Annotated in this window: 20 protein-coding genes and 1 pseudogene; 15 read left to right on the top strand and 6 right to left on the bottom strand. The window is 63.4% G+C overall.

Annotated elements, in window-relative coordinates:
* Positions 1 to 2: 2 nt before the first annotated feature.
* Genes M9917_RS20515 through M9917_RS20495 form a run of 5 tightly spaced genes read right to left on the bottom strand, consistent with a single transcriptional unit; the run spans position 3 to position 4,580 of the window.
* On the bottom strand, positions 3 to 1,181 hold the full coding sequence (locus M9917_RS20515) for a mandelate racemase/muconate lactonizing enzyme family protein (protein WP_297256823.1): 1,179 nt from the start codon (positions 1,179 to 1,181) through the stop codon (positions 3 to 5).
* A 25-nt stretch (positions 1,182 to 1,206) separates the two neighbouring features.
* Positions 1,207 to 1,998 (bottom strand): transporter substrate-binding domain-containing protein, encoded by a 792-nt coding sequence (locus tag M9917_RS20510; protein WP_297256821.1) that lies wholly within the window; start codon positions 1,996 to 1,998, stop codon positions 1,207 to 1,209.
* A complete protein-coding gene (locus tag M9917_RS20505; protein WP_297256819.1) occupies positions 1,995 to 2,984 on the bottom strand; it encodes a transketolase family protein in 990 nt (329 codons plus the stop codon). The genes M9917_RS20510 and M9917_RS20505 overlap by 4 nt, the downstream gene beginning before the upstream one ends.
* A complete protein-coding gene (locus M9917_RS20500; protein ID WP_297256817.1) occupies positions 2,981 to 3,817 on the bottom strand; it encodes a transketolase in 837 nt (278 codons plus the stop codon). Before M9917_RS20500 ends, M9917_RS20505 begins: the two co-directional genes overlap by 4 nt.
* Positions 3,818 to 3,821: 4 nt before the next feature.
* Complete coding sequence (locus M9917_RS20495; protein WP_297256816.1) at positions 3,822 to 4,580, bottom strand: SDR family NAD(P)-dependent oxidoreductase; 759 nt, start codon at positions 4,578 to 4,580, stop codon at positions 3,822 to 3,824.
* Positions 4,581 to 4,639: 59 nt separating this feature from the next.
* Between M9917_RS20495 and M9917_RS20490 the strand changes: the two genes are divergently transcribed.
* From M9917_RS20490 to M9917_RS20455, 8 genes are all read left to right on the top strand, one after another.
* A complete protein-coding gene (locus M9917_RS20490; protein WP_297256814.1) occupies positions 4,640 to 5,302 on the top strand; it encodes an amino acid ABC transporter permease in 663 nt (220 codons plus the stop codon).
* Positions 5,299 to 6,009, top strand: a complete 711-nt coding sequence (locus M9917_RS20485; protein ID WP_297256812.1) for an amino acid ABC transporter permease — start codon at positions 5,299 to 5,301, stop codon at positions 6,007 to 6,009. The genes M9917_RS20490 and M9917_RS20485 overlap by 4 nt, the downstream gene beginning before the upstream one ends.
* 581 nt (positions 6,010 to 6,590) lie before the next feature.
* Entirely contained in the window at positions 6,591 to 8,597 is a 2,007-nt protein-coding gene (locus M9917_RS20480; protein WP_207588954.1) for an AAA family ATPase, read from the top strand.
* A gap of 38 nt (positions 8,598 to 8,635) precedes the next feature.
* Positions 8,636 to 9,961, top strand: coding sequence for an SIR2 family protein (locus tag M9917_RS20475; RefSeq protein WP_207588952.1), 1,326 nt, complete (start codon positions 8,636 to 8,638; stop codon positions 9,959 to 9,961).
* Positions 9,958 to 12,153: an ATP-binding protein gene (locus M9917_RS20470; RefSeq protein WP_207588950.1), complete on the top strand. Its 2,196-nt coding sequence runs from the start codon at positions 9,958 to 9,960 to the stop codon at positions 12,151 to 12,153. Before M9917_RS20475 ends, M9917_RS20470 begins: the two co-directional genes overlap by 4 nt.
* A 192-nt stretch (positions 12,154 to 12,345) precedes the next feature.
* The gene (locus tag M9917_RS20465; protein WP_207588948.1) at positions 12,346 to 12,873 is read left to right on the top strand and encodes an antirestriction protein ArdA; all 528 of its coding nucleotides are present in this window, start codon (positions 12,346 to 12,348) and stop codon (positions 12,871 to 12,873) included.
* Positions 12,874 to 13,067: 194 nt separating this feature from the next.
* The gene (locus M9917_RS20460; protein WP_207588946.1) at positions 13,068 to 13,283 is read left to right on the top strand and encodes a transcriptional regulator domain-containing protein; all 216 of its coding nucleotides are present in this window, start codon (positions 13,068 to 13,070) and stop codon (positions 13,281 to 13,283) included.
* Between the two features lie 46 nt (positions 13,284 to 13,329).
* Positions 13,330 to 13,851 (top strand): DUF2285 domain-containing protein, encoded by a 522-nt coding sequence (locus M9917_RS20455; protein WP_207588944.1) that lies wholly within the window; start codon positions 13,330 to 13,332, stop codon positions 13,849 to 13,851.
* Between the two features lie 16 nt (positions 13,852 to 13,867).
* Here the strand turns inward: M9917_RS20455 and M9917_RS20450 are convergent, their stop codons facing one another.
* A complete protein-coding gene (locus tag M9917_RS20450) occupies positions 13,868 to 14,155 on the bottom strand; it encodes a DNA -binding domain-containing protein (protein WP_207588942.1) in 288 nt (95 codons plus the stop codon).
* 460 nt (positions 14,156 to 14,615) lie between these two features.
* Here M9917_RS20450 and M9917_RS20445 point away from each other — a divergent pair, with 460 nt between their 5' ends.
* From M9917_RS20445 to M9917_RS21810, 7 genes and pseudogenes are all read left to right on the top strand, one after another.
* On the top strand, positions 14,616 to 14,885 hold the full coding sequence (locus M9917_RS20445; protein ID WP_024353481.1) for a helix-turn-helix transcriptional regulator: 270 nt from the start codon (positions 14,616 to 14,618) through the stop codon (positions 14,883 to 14,885).
* Positions 14,886 to 15,962 (top strand): replication initiator protein A, encoded by a 1,077-nt coding sequence (locus M9917_RS20440; RefSeq protein WP_207588940.1) that lies wholly within the window; start codon positions 14,886 to 14,888, stop codon positions 15,960 to 15,962.
* A gap of 58 nt (positions 15,963 to 16,020) precedes the next feature.
* Positions 16,021 to 16,539 (top strand): DUF2840 domain-containing protein, encoded by a 519-nt coding sequence (locus tag M9917_RS20435; RefSeq protein ID WP_207588938.1) that lies wholly within the window; start codon positions 16,021 to 16,023, stop codon positions 16,537 to 16,539.
* A complete protein-coding gene (locus M9917_RS20430; RefSeq protein WP_207588936.1) occupies positions 16,536 to 17,081 on the top strand; it encodes a S26 family signal peptidase in 546 nt (181 codons plus the stop codon). The genes M9917_RS20435 and M9917_RS20430 overlap by 4 nt, the downstream gene beginning before the upstream one ends.
* Positions 17,082 to 17,117: 36 nt before the next feature.
* Complete coding sequence (locus M9917_RS20425) at positions 17,118 to 17,453, top strand: DUF736 domain-containing protein (protein ID WP_207588934.1); 336 nt, start codon at positions 17,118 to 17,120, stop codon at positions 17,451 to 17,453.
* Positions 17,450 to 18,382 (top strand): lytic transglycosylase domain-containing protein, encoded by a 933-nt coding sequence (locus M9917_RS20420; protein ID WP_246751659.1) that lies wholly within the window; start codon positions 17,450 to 17,452, stop codon positions 18,380 to 18,382. The genes M9917_RS20425 and M9917_RS20420 overlap by 4 nt, the downstream gene beginning before the upstream one ends.
* Before the next feature lie 313 nt (positions 18,383 to 18,695).
* Positions 18,696 to 19,343: pseudogene (locus tag M9917_RS21810) on the top strand (relaxase/mobilization nuclease domain-containing protein); the annotation flags it as partial.
* Between the last annotated feature and the right edge of the window lies 1 nt (position 19,344).

The following is a 19,344-nucleotide window of genomic DNA, read 5'->3' as shown; positions in this document are numbered from 1 at the left end:
CGTCAGAACCGCGCCGACCAGCGATCCGTGAAGAGCGGCAGAAAGGCATCCGGTTCCCAGGGGTGGGCGAGGGCGACCTCGGGCCGGAACTCGCCCACGCCGAGCCCAGGCCGGTCCGGCACCACGTAACGGCCATTCTCGGGCTTCGGGGCATGCTCGAGAAGGTCGAAGCGGAACGGAACGTCGTATTCGCAGAAGGACTCCTGCATGAAGACGTTCGTGGTGCAAGCGTCGAGCTGCACGGCCGCCGCCGTCGCCACGGGGCCGAACGGATTGTGGAAGGAGACGGGCGTATAATAGGCGTCCGCCATCGCGGCGATCTTCTTACCCTCCAGGATGCCGCCGACATGGATGATGTCGGGCTGCAAGACGTCGATCTCGTGCGTCTCGAGAAGGTTCACCATGCCGGCGCGGCTGGTGCAGCGCTCGCCGGTGGCGAGGCGTGTCTTCATGCCCCGCCCGACCATCGCGAGGGCGGCGGCGTTCTCGGGATCACAGGGTTCCTCGAACCAGAACAGGTCCGCCGCCTCGAGGTCGCGCGCGATCGCGATCGCCGAGCCGGGGCTGAAGCGGCCATGGGCGTCGATCATCAGGTCGACATCGGGGCCGACAGCGTCCCGCACCGCTTCCACGATCGCCACCGCGCGCCGGATCGAGGCGCGGTCGGGATCGCGGCCCGCATCCTCGAAAGGATCGAATTTCAGGCCGCGATAGCCTTTCGCGGCCGCCGCCTTCGCGGCATCGCCGATCTCGGCAGGCGAGGTGCCGATGCCGTACCAGGCATTGGCATAGGCGGGCAGCACGTCGTGCACCCGGCCGCCCAGCAGGTCGTGGGTCGGGCGGCCGAGCGCCTTTCCGGCGATGTCCCACATCGCCATCTCGATCGCGGCGGCGGCGCTGTTGATGATCGGGGAATGCATGAACTCGTTGCGCAACACGTCGTGCCACAGCTTCTCGATCGCGAAGGCCGAGCGGCCGGCCACATAGCGGGCGACGAGCTGGTGGATCGCGACCTCCACGGCCTTCGGCTGGTATTCGAGCGAGCCTTCGCCGATGCCGGCGATCCCCTCGTCGGTCTCGACATGCGCGAAGACACAGTTGCGCCAGCGCATGCCGACCACATAGGTCGTGACCTTGGTGATCCGGCAGGCGCGGGGATCGGTCTGCGGTAGGGACGGCATGTCGCTCGGCTCCGGGCGTGCGGGTTCAGATGTTGGGCAGCGCGCCCATCTTCTCGCCCGTCCATTTCTCGGTCAGGGCGTTCAGCTCGCCATTGGCGCGGATCGCGTAGACGAAGGTGTTGAGCCATTGCAGCAGGTCGCTCTGGCCGCGCCGGATGCCGATGCCGAAATGGTTCTCGACCAGGGTCAGCTTGCGCTCGAACTCCTTCTGGGCCTTGCCGCGGTTGAGGACGAGCAGGGCCGTGGTGCTGGAGCCGAGCGCATCGACCTGGCCAGACACCAGCGCCTGGATCGAGGTCGCCTCGTCGTCGAAGCGGACGATCTGCACGTCCGGCAGGGCCATCTTGGTGAGAAGGTTGTCGGGAATGGTGCCGCGCGGCACGCCGACCTTCAGGCCCTTGAGATCCGCGAAGCTCGCGATCTTCCGGTCGGCGCGCGCCGTCACGATGGTTCCGACCGCCGCATAGGGGCTGGAGAACTGGACCTGCAAGGCGCGCTCGGGCGTCACCGAGAAGAGCGAGATCACCATGTCGACGCGATTGGTGAGCAGGTAGGGAATGCGGTTCTGCGACGTGACGGGCACGAGTTCGAGCTTGACGCCGAGATACTTGGCCACCAGCCGGGCGACATCGACGTCGAACCCGTCGGGCTGGCCGTCCGATCCGGTGATGCCGAAGGGGGCGCTCGTCGGGTCGACGGCGATCTGGACGGTGCCGCGCTTGATGATGTCGTCGACGGTCTGCGCTCCGGCCGCCGTCGTCAGGGTGAGGCATAGCGTTGCAAGGGCCGCCGAGGCCCAGTTCAGAATGCGCTTCATGGTGTCCTCCTCTTCGTCTTGTCATTGGCGAGAGCGACGATCTGCGGGACCGTCATTCCGCATTGCTCCTGCAGGAAGGGCAGGGATCCGCATTCGATGAACCTGTCGGGAATGCCCACGCGCTCGAGGGGCTTCACGATTCCGGCCTCGAACAGCGCCTCGGCGAGGAGCGCGCCGAGGCCACCGCTCACCACATGGTTCTCGATGCTGATCAGCCGGTCATGGCGCCGTGCGAAGGCCGCGACGCCGGCGGCATCGAAGGGCTTGATCGTCGGCACGTGCAGCACGCCCGCCGAGATACCCGCGGCTGACAGAATCTCGGCGGCATCGAGCGCCCGCTCGGTCATGAGGCCGGTCGAGACGAGCCCGATGTCGCGGCCCTCGCGCAACACGTAGCTGCGCCCGATCGCGAAGCGATGCGTCTCCGGATCGAGCACGCGCGGCACCGCGCCGCGCAGCAGCCGCACATAGGCCGGGCCGCGATGCGCCGCGACCGCATGCGTGACCTGCTCGAGCTCGGTGGCGTCGCACGGGTCTATGACGACGAGATCCGGCACCATGCGCATCAGCGCGAGGTCCTCGATCGCCTGGTGCGTGCCGCCATAGCCGGTGGTGAGGCCGGGCAGACCGGCGAAGATCTTCACCTCGGCCCGGGAATGCGCGCAGGCGATGGCGATGAAGTCGTAGGCGCGGCGGGTCGCGAAAACGCCATAGGTGGTGCAATAGGCGACGAAGCCGGATTTCGCGAGGCCCGCCGCCACCGCGACGAGGTTCTGCTCCGCCATGCCGACGTTGAAGAAGCGGGACGGGCAGGCCTCCTTGAAGGGGAGGATGTCGGTGTATTTCGCCAGATCCGCCGTGAGGCCGACAATGTCGTCGCGCCTCCTCGCGAGCGCCGCCAGCGCGTTTCCGAACGGGGCGTCAACGAGCTCGCGGCCACCGGCCCGCTCCACCTCGCCCATGCCGAGGGTTACGCCGCGGCTCATGGCTGCGCCTCCAGCTCGCGTTCGAACAGGTCCCATTCCTCCGGCTCGACCCGGACGAAATGCGCCTTTTCGCGCCGTTCGATCGTCGGCACGCCGCGGCCGGGGCGGGTGCGCAGGACGATCGCCTTCGGGCGGCCGTCCCGGGCACGCGCGCCATGCAGCGCCTGGAGGATCGCCGCCACGTCGTTGCCGTCGATCTCGACCGTGTCCCAGCCGAAGGCCCGGAGCTTGCCGGCGACGGGCTCGATGTCGAGGACGATCGCGCCGTCGGCCTGGATGCCGTTGCAGTCGATCAGCGCGACGAGGTTGTCGAGCCCGAAGCCCGCGCCCGCCATCAGCGCCTCCCAGGTCGAGCCCTCCTGCAACTCGCCGTCCGAGAATTCGACGAAGATCCGCGCCTGCGATCCGCGCAGGCGCTGGCCGAGCGCCATGCCGACGGCCTGGCCGGGCCCATGGCCGAGCGAGCCGCCGATGATCTCCACGCCCGGCGTCGTGTCGAGCGTGCTCATCGGCAGCCGGCTGCCGTCGACGCCATAGCTGGCGAGCTCCTCGGCCGGGATCAGCCCCGCCTCCGCGAAGGCCGCCCAGAGGGCGATCGCGTAATGGCCGGTGGAGAGCAGGAAGCGGTCGCGCTCCGCCCAGCCGGGATTGGCCGGGTCGTGGCGCAGTTCGTGGAAATAGAGCGCCGCCAGGACGTCGGCGATAGCGAGGCCCTGCGCGATATAGCCCTGGCCGATATGGCGCGACATGCTGATCATGTGGCGCCGGAGCGCCCTGGCGCGTCTCTTGATGTCCTCGATCGGGAGATCCGATCCGGGAGCGTTGCGCAGCATCGTCTCAGTCCCTGTCCAGCCCGCCCGACATGTTCAGCCGCTCGGCCGTGAGATAGTCGGGCGCGTCGAAGGCGAGCCACAGCACGGCCTCCGCGACCGCCTCGGGCGCGATGCGCCGGCCGACCGGGATGCGGGCGGTGCGCTCCGCGAGGAAGGCGTCGATGTCGCTGCGCCCTTCGAGGCTTGCGAAGGCTTCTTCGGTGCTGCGCTGCATCGGGGTGTCCATCATGCCGGGCGCCACCGAATTGACCCGGATGCCATGGGGCGCGAGCGCGACGGCGGCGGCGCGCGTGATCGCGTCGACGGCAGCCTTCGAGGCCGCATAGGCCGTGTAGTTCGGCAGCGCCATGCGCGAGGCCGGCGAGGTGACGTTGATGATCCGCCCGGCGCGCTGCGCCGCCATGATGCGGCCGGCCGCCGCGCTCGCCAGCGCCAGCGCCCGCACGTTGAGACCGAGCGTGCGATCCCAGGTCGCCGCCTTCATCGCGAGGAACGCTTCGCCGGCACCGTAGCCCGCATTGTTGACGAGCACGTCGAGCCCGCCCAGTCGTCCGGCCGCCGACATGACGGCGGCCTCCGGGTCGCCGCCGATCAGATCGGCCGCGATCGCGATGCCGCCGCAGGTCTCGGCGACGGCCTCGGCGCCCGCCGCGTCGATGTCGATGACCGCGACGCGCGCGCCGCGGCCGGCGGCGCCGATCGCCACAGCGCGGCCGAGGCCCCCCGCACCACCCGTCACGATCATCCGTGCAGCCATAGCCATGGCCCCGTTGTTGACGGACCCGATGTTATCGGTAACATTGATGCTGTCAAGGGGGGGCCGTGGACTACGTCTTCCAGTTCTCGACGCTCTGGCGCGAATGGCCGCTGCTGCTCGGCGGGCTGCTGCTCACGCTGCGGCTTTCGCTGATCGCGATGGTGTGCGGGCTCGCGCTCGGCACGGCCTGCGCGGTCGGCAGCGCCTATGGCCCGCGCTGGCTGAAGGCGGGGCTGTTCGGCTATGTCGAGGCGATCCGCAACACGCCCTTCCTCGTGCAGCTTTTCCTGGTCTTCCTGGGATTGCCGTCGCTCGGCCTGCGCCTCAGCCCGGATGCCGCCGCGGCCTTCGCCCTGACGATGAATATCGGCGCCTATGCATCCGAGATCATCCGCGCGGGTATCGAGGCGGTTCCGCGTGGCCAGATCGAAGCCGGCCTCGCGCTCGGACTGCGCAAGACGCAGATCGTGCGCCTCGTCGTGCTCCGACAGGCGCTGATCGCCGTCTACCCGGCGCTGTGCAGCCAGTTCATCCTGCTGATGCTCGGCACGAGCGTCGTCTCGGTCATCGCGGTGGAGGAGCTCACGGCGACCGCGAACTCCATCCAGTCGCGCACCTTCCGCGCCTTCGAGGTCTATTTCGTCGTGACCGCCATCTATCTCGCGCTGTCGCTCGGGTTTCGGCAGGTCTTCCGCATCGTCTATGCGAGATGGGTACGGGCCGGATGATCCGCGATTTCTCGGCCGGCGACGTCATGATCCTGCTGCGCGCCGCGCAGTGGACCATCGTGCTGTCGCTCGTCGCCTTCGTCGGCGGCACGATCATAGGCCTCGTGATCGCGCTGATGCGCTCCGCGGCCGGCCGCGTGCCGCGGCTGCTGGCGGGTGCCTATGTCGAGCTGTTCCAGGGCACGCCGCTGCTGATGCAGCTTTTCATGCTCTTCTTCGGCGCCAACATCGTCGGCCTGCCGGTCAGCGCCTGGCACGCAGCGGCGATCGGGCTGACGCTCTACAGCAGCGCCTTCCTCGGCGAGATCTGGCGCGGCTGCATCGAGGCGGTGCCGCGCGGGCAATGGGATGCGGCGCGCGCGCTCGGGCTTCGATATCCGCATCAGGTCGGCCTGGTCATCATCCCGCAGGCCTTGCGCCTCGCGACGCCGCCGACCGTCGGCTTCCTCGTGCAGGTCATCAAGAGCACCTCGGTGACCTCGATCCTCGGCTTCGTCGAGCTGACCCGCGCCGCCCAACTGGTGAACAACACGACCTTCCGCCCCCTCCTCGTCTTCTCGATCGTCTGCGCGATCTACTTCGCGCTGTGTTGGCCGCTCTCCTATCTCAGCCGCCGGCTCGAGGGCCGGCTCGCGCGCGCGGACATGCGGCCGCCCCAGGCCAAGCCCTTCGACCGCGACCCGCTCGGCATCGCGCAGCCGCGGTAGTCTCCGGGCTCGCAAATCCGGGCCTGTCTGCCGGCGCCGGCAACGGGTCGACGGCGTTGCGGCTCGGGCCGGGCTCCACCCGTCGCGGTCCTTCTCGTTCTCTTTCAGCCGTTGAGGAGTGAGGTTGACGACCCGGTAGCTGGGCTCCAATCAAGCTGTGGCGCAACGGCGCCAGCACGGTGCGGGACTTCGAAAGCGGCGGCGATGAACGATTTGCGGGATCTGACCAATTCCCGTCGGTATTTAACTACCAATAATGGCGGGCCGAAGCCGAAGAAACAGAGAACTACACCTACGCTATAGCCCTCCCAAATGACCCGTGAGGCTTTGGTTGATTGTGTTCCGCGCCCCTTGCTCCCCCCGTTTCACTTTCGGTCACTGTACTTGAGGATCACTTGTGGCTTTTAGCTGATAATTGAGGAACGCCCCAACGCCCTTTAGTGCACGGACGCTATGCCACAGCCAGTCCGAGGGATGCGGTCATGCTCCAGCAGCTTCGTTGCTGGTCTTGATGACACATACTGTATTGAGAGAGGCTCATGAACCGCCTATCCTCGTGCTTCAAGGGGGGGGGGTGTCGAATGCAGCTCAAGTCTTTTCGCGTAAGGAATTTTCGATCCATCAACGATAGCGGTGAAGTTGATGTTTCTCGTATCACGGCGTTACTAGGTCGAAACGAGAGCGGCAAGTCGAACGTCTTGCGGGCGCTTCATAGTCTAAACCCAGCAGACGGCTTCAAGGCGCTCAATCCCATCAAGGATTTTCCGAGACATCGGAAGCTTTCAGAATGTAACGACCACACCCCGGTTGTAGACTCCACATGGCAATTGAGCGAGTACGAACAGCGACGCCTAGCTGAGATTTGGCCGGCCGCTGAAGGTGTGTCTGAGGTCACTGTTGGCCGTCGATATGGCGACAAGCGGTATGTTGGCATCGACGCCCCGGAAACCCCTTTCGACCTCGCTGCGATTAAAGCCGAAGCGCGTAAGATTGACGCGGCGGTCAAGGCAAAAGCCTCGAAGTTGACGGGCGAAGCAAAGGCCGAGTTGGAGCGGGCTTCAGACGCATTCGTGGTTGCCATCGGTGCCGGAGTGACTGCCGCGAAATGGGCTGCAACGGCGACCTCGGCGCTTGCCGCGCTTCGGCAGGCGCTTGCAGCAGCGGACATCGAACTTACAGACGCCCAAGACCAAAAAATTGTGTCCTTGGAAGAGATGGCCGAAGCCATCCCGGGAAGCGAAGAAGCACACTCGAAGGCGCGCGGTTGGATTATCGAACGCTTGCCAAAGTTCATGTATCTTGAAGACTACCCCGAAATACGAGGTCATCAAGATATTGCTCGCTTCCTCAAGCGTAAAAATGAAGGGCAGCAGACAGCCGCCGACGTAAATTTTGAAAAGCTTTGTAAGGTTGCCGGGCTTAGCCCTGAAAAGCTCAACGAACTGTCGCAAAGCGATGACCAAGAAACACGTGGGCAATTAGCCAACCGTGCTGGTGCCGTCGTCACGACCGCCATTCGCAAGCGGTGGAAGGACCGCGAACTGAAGGTACGCTTCAACCTCGACGCACACCATTTCGACACGCTGATTTCCGATCCTAACAGTACGTATGACGTTGAAGTGAACCTTGATGAAAGAAGCCGTGGCTTCCAATGGTTTTTCGCGTTCTATGTCGTGTTCGCGGCAGATACCGAAGACGGCGAAGCCGATGGCGCGATTTTGCTGTTGGACGAACCGGGTCTCTATCTCCACGCGCGGTCGCAAGGTGATTTGCTTCGACACCTCGAAGACGATTTCACCAACCAAATCGTCTATACGACACACTCACCGTTCATGGTCCCAACGCACCAATTGGATTGGGTACGAACGGTCAATATTGCCGAAGAAGAAGGCACGACCGTTTCCAACGACCCGAACGGTGACGCCCGCACCCTGTTTCCGTTGCAAGCCGCGCTTGGATACGACCTTGCCCAAAGCCTGTTTATCGGGCCGAACAACCTGGTTGTTGAAGGCGTCACCGACTTTTGGATTCTTTCGGCGGTTTCGGCATATCTGAATGAGCAAGGAAAAGTTGGCCTCGATGACCGGTTGACCATAACGCCAGCCGGCGGCGCGCAAAAAGTTCACTACATGGTAGCGCTGCTAACGTCTGAACAACTGAACGTGCTTGTCCTATTCGATGACGAAAAGGACGCCAAGGCAACGCGCGACGATTTGGTGAAAGGCAAGCTTATCCGGTCGGATAACATCGTTTTCGTAAGCGAAGCATTCGAAGCTCCCCCCACTGAAGCCGACATTGAAGATATACTGGACTCGGCTGTTTACGAAGCACTTGTGCACGAAGCCTACGCCAAGGAACTGAAGGGCAAAACGTTGGAATTGAATGCCCGCATTCCTCGCATAGCCCGCCGCTTCGAGGCGGCGTTTGATGCACTTACTATTGCGTTTCACAAAACACGGCCAACGCGGCTGTTCCTACAAAAAATGGCCAGCGACCCGTCGTCGGTTTTGCCCGCCGCAAGTGAAGGCCGGTTCGAGCGCCTATTCAAGGCAACTAATGCTGCTCTTGAAAAACACCTTTCAGGGTGATCGAGCCTCAGGGCGTGTAGGGTGTGTTCGGGGGAAATATGAATCTTGATGATAAGCATGCGTATCGCGTTGGGAGCCATTCCGAGTCATGGAGCGATCTACCTGCGGATGACGATACGCTAGATAAATTCATCGCGTCAGCGCGAAAGCGGATCGAGCCTTGGCTATCCGCTGTTTTTCAAGCCGAACACTTGAATCTTTTGATAGGTAGCGGCTTCACGACCGCCGTGGGATATATGGCCGGAGCCAATGCTACAGGCATGGGCAAGGTTGTGTTCGGGAGCGAGTTCGACAAGCAGATCGACGACTTCGCTGCGAACGAGGCGGCACGCATGGGGCGTGGTGCGGCCAATATCGAGGATCAGTTCCGGGCAGCCCTTTCGGTTTATGAGGGGTTGAAGATCATTGATATGGCTAAAGCCGCCACCCTTAAATCCGCGATGGATGTACAGCTCCGTGGTTTCCTTGAATCACTTCTCAAAACTGAAGCCGGTCTGATCAGCGGCGATCCGGCAAAGCGAGTCATTGCAGAAGGGGCAGTTCAGTCGTTCCTACTCAGCTTCGCCAGTCGCGCGGCTTCGCGCGAGAGGCTGCATGTCTTCACTACGAACTACGACAGGTTGATTGAGCACGGTTGCGACCTCGCCGGGCTTCGTATTATCGACCGTTTTGTTGGAGCGCTCACGCCTGTTTTCCGGTCAACCCGCGTCGAGGTTGATGTGCATTACAACCCGCCGGGCATTCGCGGGGAACCACGCTTCATGGAAGGCGTCATCCGCCTGACCAAACTTCATGGTTCTCTCGACTGGCTATTCAGCACGACAGATCGGAAGATTTTGCGGAAGGGAATACCCTTCGGTGCCCCCACCGATCACACCGATCTGCCCAAAAAGCCGGTCGATACGGTGATGATCTATCCGAACCCGGCGAAGGATGTCGAAACGACACAGTATCCGTACGCAGAGCTGTTTCGTGATTTTGCCGCCGCAACGTGCAGGCCCAATGCGGTTGTCGTCACTTACGGCTATGGCTTCGGGGACGATCACATCAACCGCGTGTTGCTCGACATGCTGACGATCCCATCAACCCATCTCGTGGTGCTCGCTTACTCGGCGGATGACCGCTTGAAAGGCTTTCTTTCACGGACTCGCGAGGCGCAGGTATCGCTGTTAATCGGTCCCCATTTCGGTGACCTCACAACGTTGATCGAAAACTACCTCCCGAAACCAACGCTTGATTACATCACCGGGCGCATGACCGAACTATTGAAGCACCGCCCGCCAGAGCATCCGTCCGCACCAGACGCTGCTGCTGCGACTACCGATGAGTTCGGCGAATTGTTAGGCGGCGGAACAACAGCATGACCACGCCCATAGAGTCCATTGCTGGCTTGGTTATCGGCGCGGTTGAGTCTGTTTCGCCTGATGAAATCCGCATCCTGCTCGAATTGGATGCACCGCAGGCAACGGCGCTGAACACAGGAACACCTGCCGCATTTCCTCGCCTCAATGGCTATGTCCTTATTCCTAACGAGGCCGGCGCGACGGTCGCCTACATATCATGGATCGGGATAGAGCGGTCGCCCTATCCCAAACGGTCGGGCTTGAAAGATTTCGGTCTGATCGACCTTCCGTTTCCACTGCGAAAGATGTGCGTCTCGCCTGTCGGCACACTCACGTCTCGGCGGGACCGAGCATCGAAGCAGACAGTGTATGAACTGTCGCGCGGCGTAGCCGCGTTTCCGTCAGTGGGCGATCAGGTACTCATGCCGACACCTGAACAGGTCGAGGCTATCGTTGGTGCGAAGGAGTCGGATCGGCGTGTCCGTATCGGGACTTCGGCCCTTGCATCGAGCGCCGAGATCAAGGTCGATCCCGACAAGCTATTCGGCAGACATCTCGCCGTGCTCGGCAATACGGGCAGTGGCAAGTCCTGTACGGTTGCCGGACTGATCCGCTGGTCGCTCGACGCAGGAGCAAAAGCGATGAGTGACGCGGGCCGAAAAGGCCATCCGAACGCGCGCTTCATCGTTCTAGATCCCAATGGCGAATATGCCAAAGCCTTTGCGGATCGAGGAGATCAACTCCGTCTGTTCCGAGTCCCACCAGTCGTTGGAACTGAAAGAGAGCTGGATGTTCCGGCATGGCTTTGGAGCGGCCATGAATGGACTGCCGTTGCCCATGCCCAGCCGGGTGCGCAACGTCCGCTTCTGTTGCGCGGGATACGAGAACTGAAGAGCGGCCATCATGAAGATGTACCGCGAGAAGCCACCATCAAGCGGCATCTGCTTGTTTCAAGTGGTCGCATTACCGCCATGCTCAATATGGGAAGCACCGCCTTCGCCGGAGCGGTCGGCCCCCGGTTTGATTGCGCGCGCTTGCTGGGCGGCATCGCCGAGGATTCCGCTCATTTTGCAGCATCGGTCGATGACCCAGCGACGACGCTATTGCAAACGCTTTCTGCCACAATCACTGAAATTGTTGACTCCCGGCGGTCGGGATTGACCTATTTTAACGACTTCTTGGTCGGCGATCTTGAATCGGCCCGTGACGCCATCGCTGTTGTTACAGATGCCCTACCGGATATTGTCGGCGCGGCCGCCGCAATCAGTGAAGACGCTCCAGTTCCATTCGATGTCACACTGCTTGCCGAACATCTGGATCATCTGGCTGCCGAGCAAGGCGGAAATTTCGCGGCGTTTATTAGCACGCTTGGCCTTCGTATTCGCAGCATGCTCGCGGATCAACGGCTTGGAAGCGTCATTGGAAAGGTACCGCCAACCAGCTTCGAGGAATGGCTAAAAAGTTATATCGGTGATGACGGCGCACGCAATGGCCCGCTAGCTGTCGTCGACCTTTCCTTGGTCCCCTCCGAGGTCGTTCACGTCGTTGTGGCCGTGCTGGCCCGGGTGATTTTTGAATCTCTGCAACGCTATCGGCGGCTCAATGCAGAGGGGCTATCACTGCCCACAGTCCTCGTGCTGGAAGAAGCTCACACCTTCATTCGACGCGGTAAGGACGACGAAGGCCCGGCGTCCAGTCCTAACCAGCTCTGCCGGGAAATTTTCGAGCGCATTGCCCGCGAGGGACGCAAATTCGGCTTAGGTCTGGTGCTGTCGTCGCAGCGACCATCAGAGCTTTCGCCGACCGTTTTGGCTCAGTGCAACACCTTCATTCTCCATCGTATAGTCAACGATTCCGACCAAAACCTTGTCGCGCGTCTTGTACCAGACAACGTGGGTGGGTTGCTGCGCGATCTGCCCAGCTTGCCATCAAAACAGGCGATCCTGTTGGGATGGGCGACGCCTATTCCCGTACTGGTCGAGATCGACGAGTTGGCAAAGGAGCATCAGCCTCAATCCGCCGACCCTGATTTTTGGGATGTTTGGACAGGTGCCAACAAGCGCGAAGTTGATTGGCATCGGATCGCCCGGCACTGGACAGCCCCTATCGCAGTTGACGCTCAAAGCACGGAACCGCCAACGGCATCTAGCGAGGGTGCGGTTCCCATGAACAATTCCACTTCTCCCGATCTGGATGACGAAATTCCTTTCTGAGGATTGAGACTTAGGGCTCTGCCCTCCGCGCACTTCAAGAGGCTTCCGCCCAGCTTCCTACGCGCGTGCCGCGCTCCGTGCAGCCGGTTCCCCGCGAAGCCTCCTTCCGTTTGCACACCCGGTCTCGGCGACGGCCAGAAGGTCAGGCGCGGCGTTCCGCTTCGCTGACCTTCCGACCCGAGGATCAGAGAAATGACCAACGTATCCGACAGCACCCCCCGCATCTATGTCGCCTGCCTTGCCGCCTACAATAACGGCTATTTGCATGGCACTTGGATCGACGCGGATCAGGACGCGGACCAGATCAGGGACGAGATTGCCGCGATGCTTGCCCGTTCCCCCGTCGAGGACGCGGAGGAATACGCCATTCACGACTATGAGGGCTTCGAGGGCGTCAGCATCTCCGAATATGCCGGCATCGACAGCGTGGCGCGGATGGCCGCTTTCATCGCAGAGCATGGCGCACTCGGCGCGGGCTTGCTGGGGCATTTCGGTGGCGACATGGACCAAGCCGAAACCGCCTTTCAAGACTGCTATCATGGTCAGTACGCCAGCCTCGCCGACTATATGGAGGAATTGACCTCAGAGAGCGTCACGATCCCCGAGGCGCTGCGCTACTATGTCGATTGGCAGGCGATGGCGCGCGACGCTGAGATCGGTGGCGACCTGTTCACCATCGAGACGGCGCATGGCGAGGTGCATGTGTTTTCCAGCAGATGAGAACGTGAATGCCTGTCCGTGCTCATAAGGGCAGGCATCTCGAAAGCACCGGCTGTCGCTAAGCTAAAAACACCAAAGAATGATCGGGTTAGCCGCTCAAGGTATCTGCTTTGAGCGGCTTCTCTATTTCCAACGATCCTTGAACCTCTCTTTGCCGGGCGCTGCCCAGCATCCCGGCTTGGGGAGGTGACGCCATGCTCAGCATCGATTGGCGATCTCCGGCGGCATACGGGTACACAAAGCACATCCCTGCCGCTGGTTTCGCTTGGGAATACCTGCGCCGCAACGACGAATATCGTCGGGACTGCCAGACCATCGCATTGACCGGAGGGACAGATGCCCGCGACCTCGAAGAGTTCGCGCATCGCTGGGGTTTGCGATTTCCCGTGCGATCCAGACGCGCCGCATGAGCAGCATTCGCCAATCTGGAGTCCGCGCCTTCAACCGCAAGCCGTAATGTTGTCGCCCGTCAATCACAAGGACGACGACACCGAACCGGTACTGACGTTGGCGCATCTCGACGGCCTCGATATGCGCCGCGCGGCCGATGGCTGGCACGGCATCTGGCAGGTGGATGGCGTCGCGCATCAATTCTGGCTGCCAAAGGCGGTGCCCGACGCGGCAGCGTTCTACGCTGTCACGCTGCCGATGGATTCCTTTCTGGAGCTGCGCGCCCACGCTGCGCGCCGTCTTTGGCGGTCTCTCAACGGTCGCGCGCCCGGTCCCGACTTCCGGGCCGTTCCCGCCCAACTCCGGCAATGGCATATCCTGTCCCTGCGCGCGCTCGACGCCCGACTGCATGGCGAAAGTTATCGCACCATCGCTGAAGTCCTGCTCGGCTTTCGCGGCACCAAGGAGGACTTTGAGAGCGATCCTCGCAAGAACAAGGCCCGCCGCCTGGTCACGCACGGTATCAAGATGATGCGCGGCGGCTATCGCCTTCTGCTTCACTACCCGATCAAGCCCGGCAAGCGTTGATCGGGTGGCGTGACCCTCACGCCTTGTTGGCTGCCGCCTGCTCCAGAATCTTCCGATAGCCCTCACGCGACAGCCATTGCGCGCGTTCGAGATGGCTTCGCCAGCAACGGCGGGTGCGAAGTTCATCGGCGACCGGATCACGGTGCAACACGATCTGCGCGACTTCCTTCCAGTCCGCGCCCTCGGCCTTCGCATCGAGAAGGCGCAGATAGGTAACGTAATGCCGTTTGTCATAGACGGTTATGGTATCGCCGGTCGGCGCTTCATCGTCCACATCGGGATCGAGTTCGACGGGAACCCGCATAGTCACTCCTCCTAGGTTCCAGAGAGCCTTGTTTGCGGTGCGCCCCCGCAACTGGCCCCTCTACCTGGTGATCGGGGAGTTAGTAACCGTGACTAGACGGCCCCATGACCTTTAGGCGAGAAGCCCTGGACATACGCCATGGGCTCCCCGACCATAAGGTTCGAGGATGGTGGTGCCGTCACGGCCGGCACCAACCGCTAGTCAGGGGTTACTACGCCCCAGAGCAGCGCGTCTGCTCCGTCTACGTTTCTATCCGAGCCGGCCGTAAATGTCTTTGCCTATTCGGCGGGGCAGGCAGTGAGACGCTGAATTATCTCATTTATTAGCCCGCATCACCCCAGAGGGGGTGCCGCCAGCGCATAGGCGCAAATGCGGCACGCTACGCGCCGCCGATCCCTCGCCATGGTTCGCCACAGTCCGCTGCCGCCACCGGCAGCCCAATCCTGACTGGAGGTGATCCATGCCCAACCCGCTTGCGGGCCTGCCGCCGCGCCTGCTGCGCACCAAGGAAGCCGCGCGCTTCCTCGGCATATCCATCCGCACCCTTGAGAAGCATCGCACCTACGGGACCGGCCCGACCTATCGCAAGGTCGGCGGTCGCGTCCTCTACACCGTCCGCGATCTGGAAGACTGGAGCGCGGTCGGCGAACGCAAATCCACCCGCGACAAGACCGCCGGCACCGTCTTTCCCGCGCGTCCCCTCACGCCCGAAGAACGGGGCGACTGCTAGATGCTGCGCGAGGACGATCACGACCCCGCGCACCCGACCGAGGATAGCGAGCGCAGCCGTCTAGACCCCTTCGTGGTCGCAACGGGCGACGCGCCGCCGCGCGACCAGCGCGACTTGATGGAACGGCCGTTCTTCTCGCTGGCGAAGACCCCGCGCACCAAGCCGATTCTCTACAAGGCCGCCGACATAGAGGTGCAGGTGTTCGGGATGCCCGAGCATGGCATGGCGACCATATGGGACGCCGATGTGCTGATATGGGCGGCCTCGCAGATCGTTGCGGCCGAGAACAACGGCCTCACCACGTCGCGCTTTGTCCGGTTTACGCCCTACCATCTGTTGCGCGCCATCGGGCGGCCGACCGGCAATCACCAATACCGGCTTCTGAAAGCCGCGCTGGCGCGGCTGCAATCGACCGTCATTGCCACCACCATCCGCAACGGCCCGCATTGGCGTCGCCGGCAATTCTCATGGATCAACGAGTGGGAGGAAATGACGACGCGCGCCGGCCGCGTCGAGGGCATGGAATTTGTCCTGCCCGAATGGTTCTACAATAGCGTCATCGACCGCTCGCTGGTCCTGACCATCGACCCTGCCTATTTCCGGCTGACTGGCGGCATCGAGCGATGGCTTTACCGCGTCGCCAGAAAGCACGCCGGGCACCAGCGCCACGGCTGGATTTTCGAGGTCGCGCACCTTCATCAGAAATCCGGCAGCCTCGCCCGGCCGTCCGACTTCGCGCTCGACCTGCGCCGGATCGCGGCCCGCCAGCAACTCCCCGGCTACCGCCTCCAGATCGAGCGGGAAGACGGCCGCGAGCTGCTGCGCATCCGCCCCGAAAACTCATCAACAGGCACTGTTGATAACCCTGTTGATGCCATCGGCAGATCAGGCGCACGGGGTATCGGCACATCAGGCGCAGCACTATCGGCAGATCAGGCGCACGAACCGCAGCTAACGCTCTGGCGTGAAAAGCGGAATCCGACCGCTAACTTATCTAACAGAGAATCTAACTCTTTTTCTTTGACGCGCGCGCACCCGAAGCGTGGTGCCGGTTCTGCCCGAAGGGGCGAGCCATGACGGCCGCGCTCGACGCGCTGCGCCCGCGCAGCCCCCAGCACATCACCGGAGACAAACAATGACCCGTCGCGCCCACCGCAGCGCGCACGGCCGTCCGCTGCCGGACGGGCCTGCGCCCTTCACAACATTGGTCGAGCTGACCTTCGAGAAACGCAAGGTCGAGCACTGGATACGCTTCGGCCGCAAGAGCTACAAGCAGATCATCGACCGCCGCCGCAGCGTCGTCGGTTTCGCGCCGGGCAGCGTCTTTGCCTTCGTGCGATGGGCGAAGGGCGAGCACGGCACTGTCGTTTCCCGCATCGACATTGTGCGCGCCATCGGCCGGGGCGAGCCGTTCCAGACATTGCCGTTCGTGCGTCCCGGCGGCGAAATCCTGTTGCGCCTCGACGGCTGGCCGAAGGTGCAGCGTGCGCTTGTCGCTATCGACGCCGTGGATGCGCTCGGCCTCGATCCGGCCGACGCCTCACCGGAGCATTGGCGGCACGTCCATAACCGTTTGACCGCCAATCTGGAGCCGCACGCCTACACCCCCGAGCGACATGCCGCTTGGCTTCATCGCCGAAGGATCGACCCATGACGCGCCGCCGCACCCTCACGGTGACGGCGCTCGCCGCCATCGGCATCGCCGCCGCCAGCGCCGTCGATTGGCCCGTGAAACTCATCTGGAACGCGACGGCCAGCGCACCCATCGGCTTCTACACCATCGCACCGGCCGAGCGGATCGAGGTGCCCGAGATGGTCGCCGTCATGCCGCCCGAACCGCTCGCCGCCTTCATGGCCGAGCGCGGCTATATCACGCGCGGCGTCCCGCTGTTGAAGCGCGTCTTGGGCTTGCCGGGACAGCGGGTTTGCCGCACCGGCCGCACGATCACGGTGAACGGGATCGAGATGGGCGAGGCGCTGGAGCGCGACAGCCTCGGCCGTGATCTGCCCGTCTGGCGGGGCTGCCGAGTGATCGGCGACGGCCAGCTTTTCCTCATGAATTGGGAAGTCCGCGACAGCCTCGACGGCCGCTATTTCGGACCCACCCCCGCAGCTTCCGTCATCGGCCGAGCGGTCCCGCTCTGGACCGATGAGGAAGGCGTCGGCCGCTACGAGTGGCGCGCACCGACGCATTGAAACCATCCCCCGAAAGCCAACCGCAGGAGATTTCCCATGGCAGAAATAGGCACCTTCACCCGCACCGAAACCGGCTATGCCGGGGAGCTTCATTCGTTCGGCCTGCACGAAAAGCTGTTCATAGTCCCGGCCAAGCCAAGCGACGTGAAAAACGCGCCCGACTATCGCGTGCGCCTCGATAGCGAGGACGGCCCGGACGCCGGCCCGACATGGAAGGACGCCAGCGAAAATGCCGGCGACTTCGTGTCGATGAGGCTGGAGGGACCGATCTTCCCGTTCCCGATCCGCGCCAAGCTGTTCCAGTCCAACGACGATCCTTCGGTCTGGACGCTGCGTTGGAAGCACCCCCGGAAAGTCGAGGACGAGGAATGACGGCCGCGCGCGTCCGGCCCGCCATCCGGTCCAGGATCGTCATCCCTTTGTTCGCGGAAAAGCCGTCTCATCCCTTCGTCCCGCTCGGCCACCGGACGGCCGGCGCGCACAGCGAAGGTCAGGGGCGGCCATCGGCCGGCGCTAGCGCCTTGCCCTTGACCGCAGCGCGCACGCTGGCAGGCTGGTGTCGAAGCGGAGACAGGACTGCATGGCACTATGCCGTCCTGATACTGGCCGGCGCGCTTTCCGTTTGCGCGGGATCGGGCGTCGCGGTTGCACAATCCGCGCCCGTCGAGCGCCCGGCCGCCGCCCATCCTTATGCGGTCCACATCGCCGAGGCGTCGCAGCGTTTCGGCATCCCCGAGCAATGGATTCGTGCCGTGCTGCGCGCCGAAAGCGCGGGCGACGTGCGTGCGGTTTCGTCGGCCGGCGCGATGGGATTGATGCAGGTGATGCCCGACACATGGACGGGCCTGCGCATCCGCTACGGCCTCGGCCGCGACCCCTACGACTCGCGCGACAACATAATGGCTGGCACGGCCTACCTGCGCGAAATGTGGGATCGCTACGGCAATGTCGCGGCGATGCTCGCGGCATATAACGCCGGCCCCGGCCGCTATGACGAATACCTTGCGACCGGCCGCACCCTGCCGGCCGAAACGCGGGCCTATGTCGCCGCGCTCGCGCCGATCCTCGGCGGCGCGGCTGCAACCGAACCGCCGTCATCGGCACCGCCACCGCCGCCTGATTGGCGCGAGGCACCGCTGTTCGTCATGCGTCCGGGCGACACGCGGGCCGTCGCCGCGCCGCCGTCCGACGCACAATCCGGCGACGCCCGCGCGACCGTTCCGGCGCGCGATCCCGCCGATGCAGAGTCGCAGGGCGACAGCATTTTCGTCGCCGACGCGAGCGGTTCGGGAACGCCATGAGGGCGGCGTTCCCGCGCTCGGCGGCGCTCATTCCGGTGTCCAGTCAGGCAGGTTTTTGCCCGGCTGGATTCCCGGCAGGAGGGGCAGAAAAGGCAGAAAGGGCGGAGGGCAAGATTAAAGAAGACGGCACCATATCGGGCCGCTTCTGGAAATTGTTGTTGTCTGCACACTGGTTAGGTGGCCGGTTCCGGCACCATGGTTTTGAGGGGTCGCGTGCCGCGATTTCGCACAAAGCCTTGGCTTTGCTGGGTTTCGAGCGGCACCATAGGCCCATATCAGCCGTTTTTCGGTGGTTTTATCAGGAGTCGCGCCCATGAGCGCCGACGATGAAAACCGCTTCCGTCCGAAGCCGGGCCGTATCCGATCCGACACACCGAAGGCCGGCAAGACCAAGAGCTTTTTCACGCAGGTCAAGAAGATCACCCGGCAGCATCAGGCAGCAGCCTCCCGCGATCCTTCCATGCCGTCATCCGCTCGCCCGTCATCGCCGGGGCGGTCCCGTGCCGTGGTCGCCAGCGGCAAGGGCGTGAAGCGCGGCCGGGGCGCGAGCTTCGTGCGCGCTCGGAACATCTCCGGCCAATGGCATCATCGCCAGCCCGGCAGCCGCCGCGTGATCGTCAAGCAGCGCAGCGTTCGGGCCGCGTGGAAGGGCGCACGCGCCCGCGCGCATCTGCGCTATGTCCAGCGCGACGGCACGTCACGCGACGGCGAGCGGGGCCGGCTCTATTCGGCGACCGAGGACCGCGCCGATGGCGACGCCTTCCTTGATCGCGGCAAGGACGACCGCCACCAGTTCAGATTCATCGTCTCGCCCGAGGATGGCGCGGAGCTATCGGACCTCACGGCCTACACCCGCGATTTCATGAAGCAGGTGGAAGCCGACCTCGGCACGAAACTCGATTGGGTCGCCGTCAACCACTACAACACCGGCCATCCCCATGTGCATGTCATCGTCAACGGCC

Origin of the sequence: Bosea sp. (in: a-proteobacteria) (assembly GCF_023953965.1) — a bacterium.
GTDB lineage: Bacteria > Pseudomonadota > Alphaproteobacteria > Rhizobiales > Beijerinckiaceae > Allobosea.
Note: the sequence above shows the minus strand (reverse complement) of the source record. Positions and strands in the feature narration are given on the sequence as shown.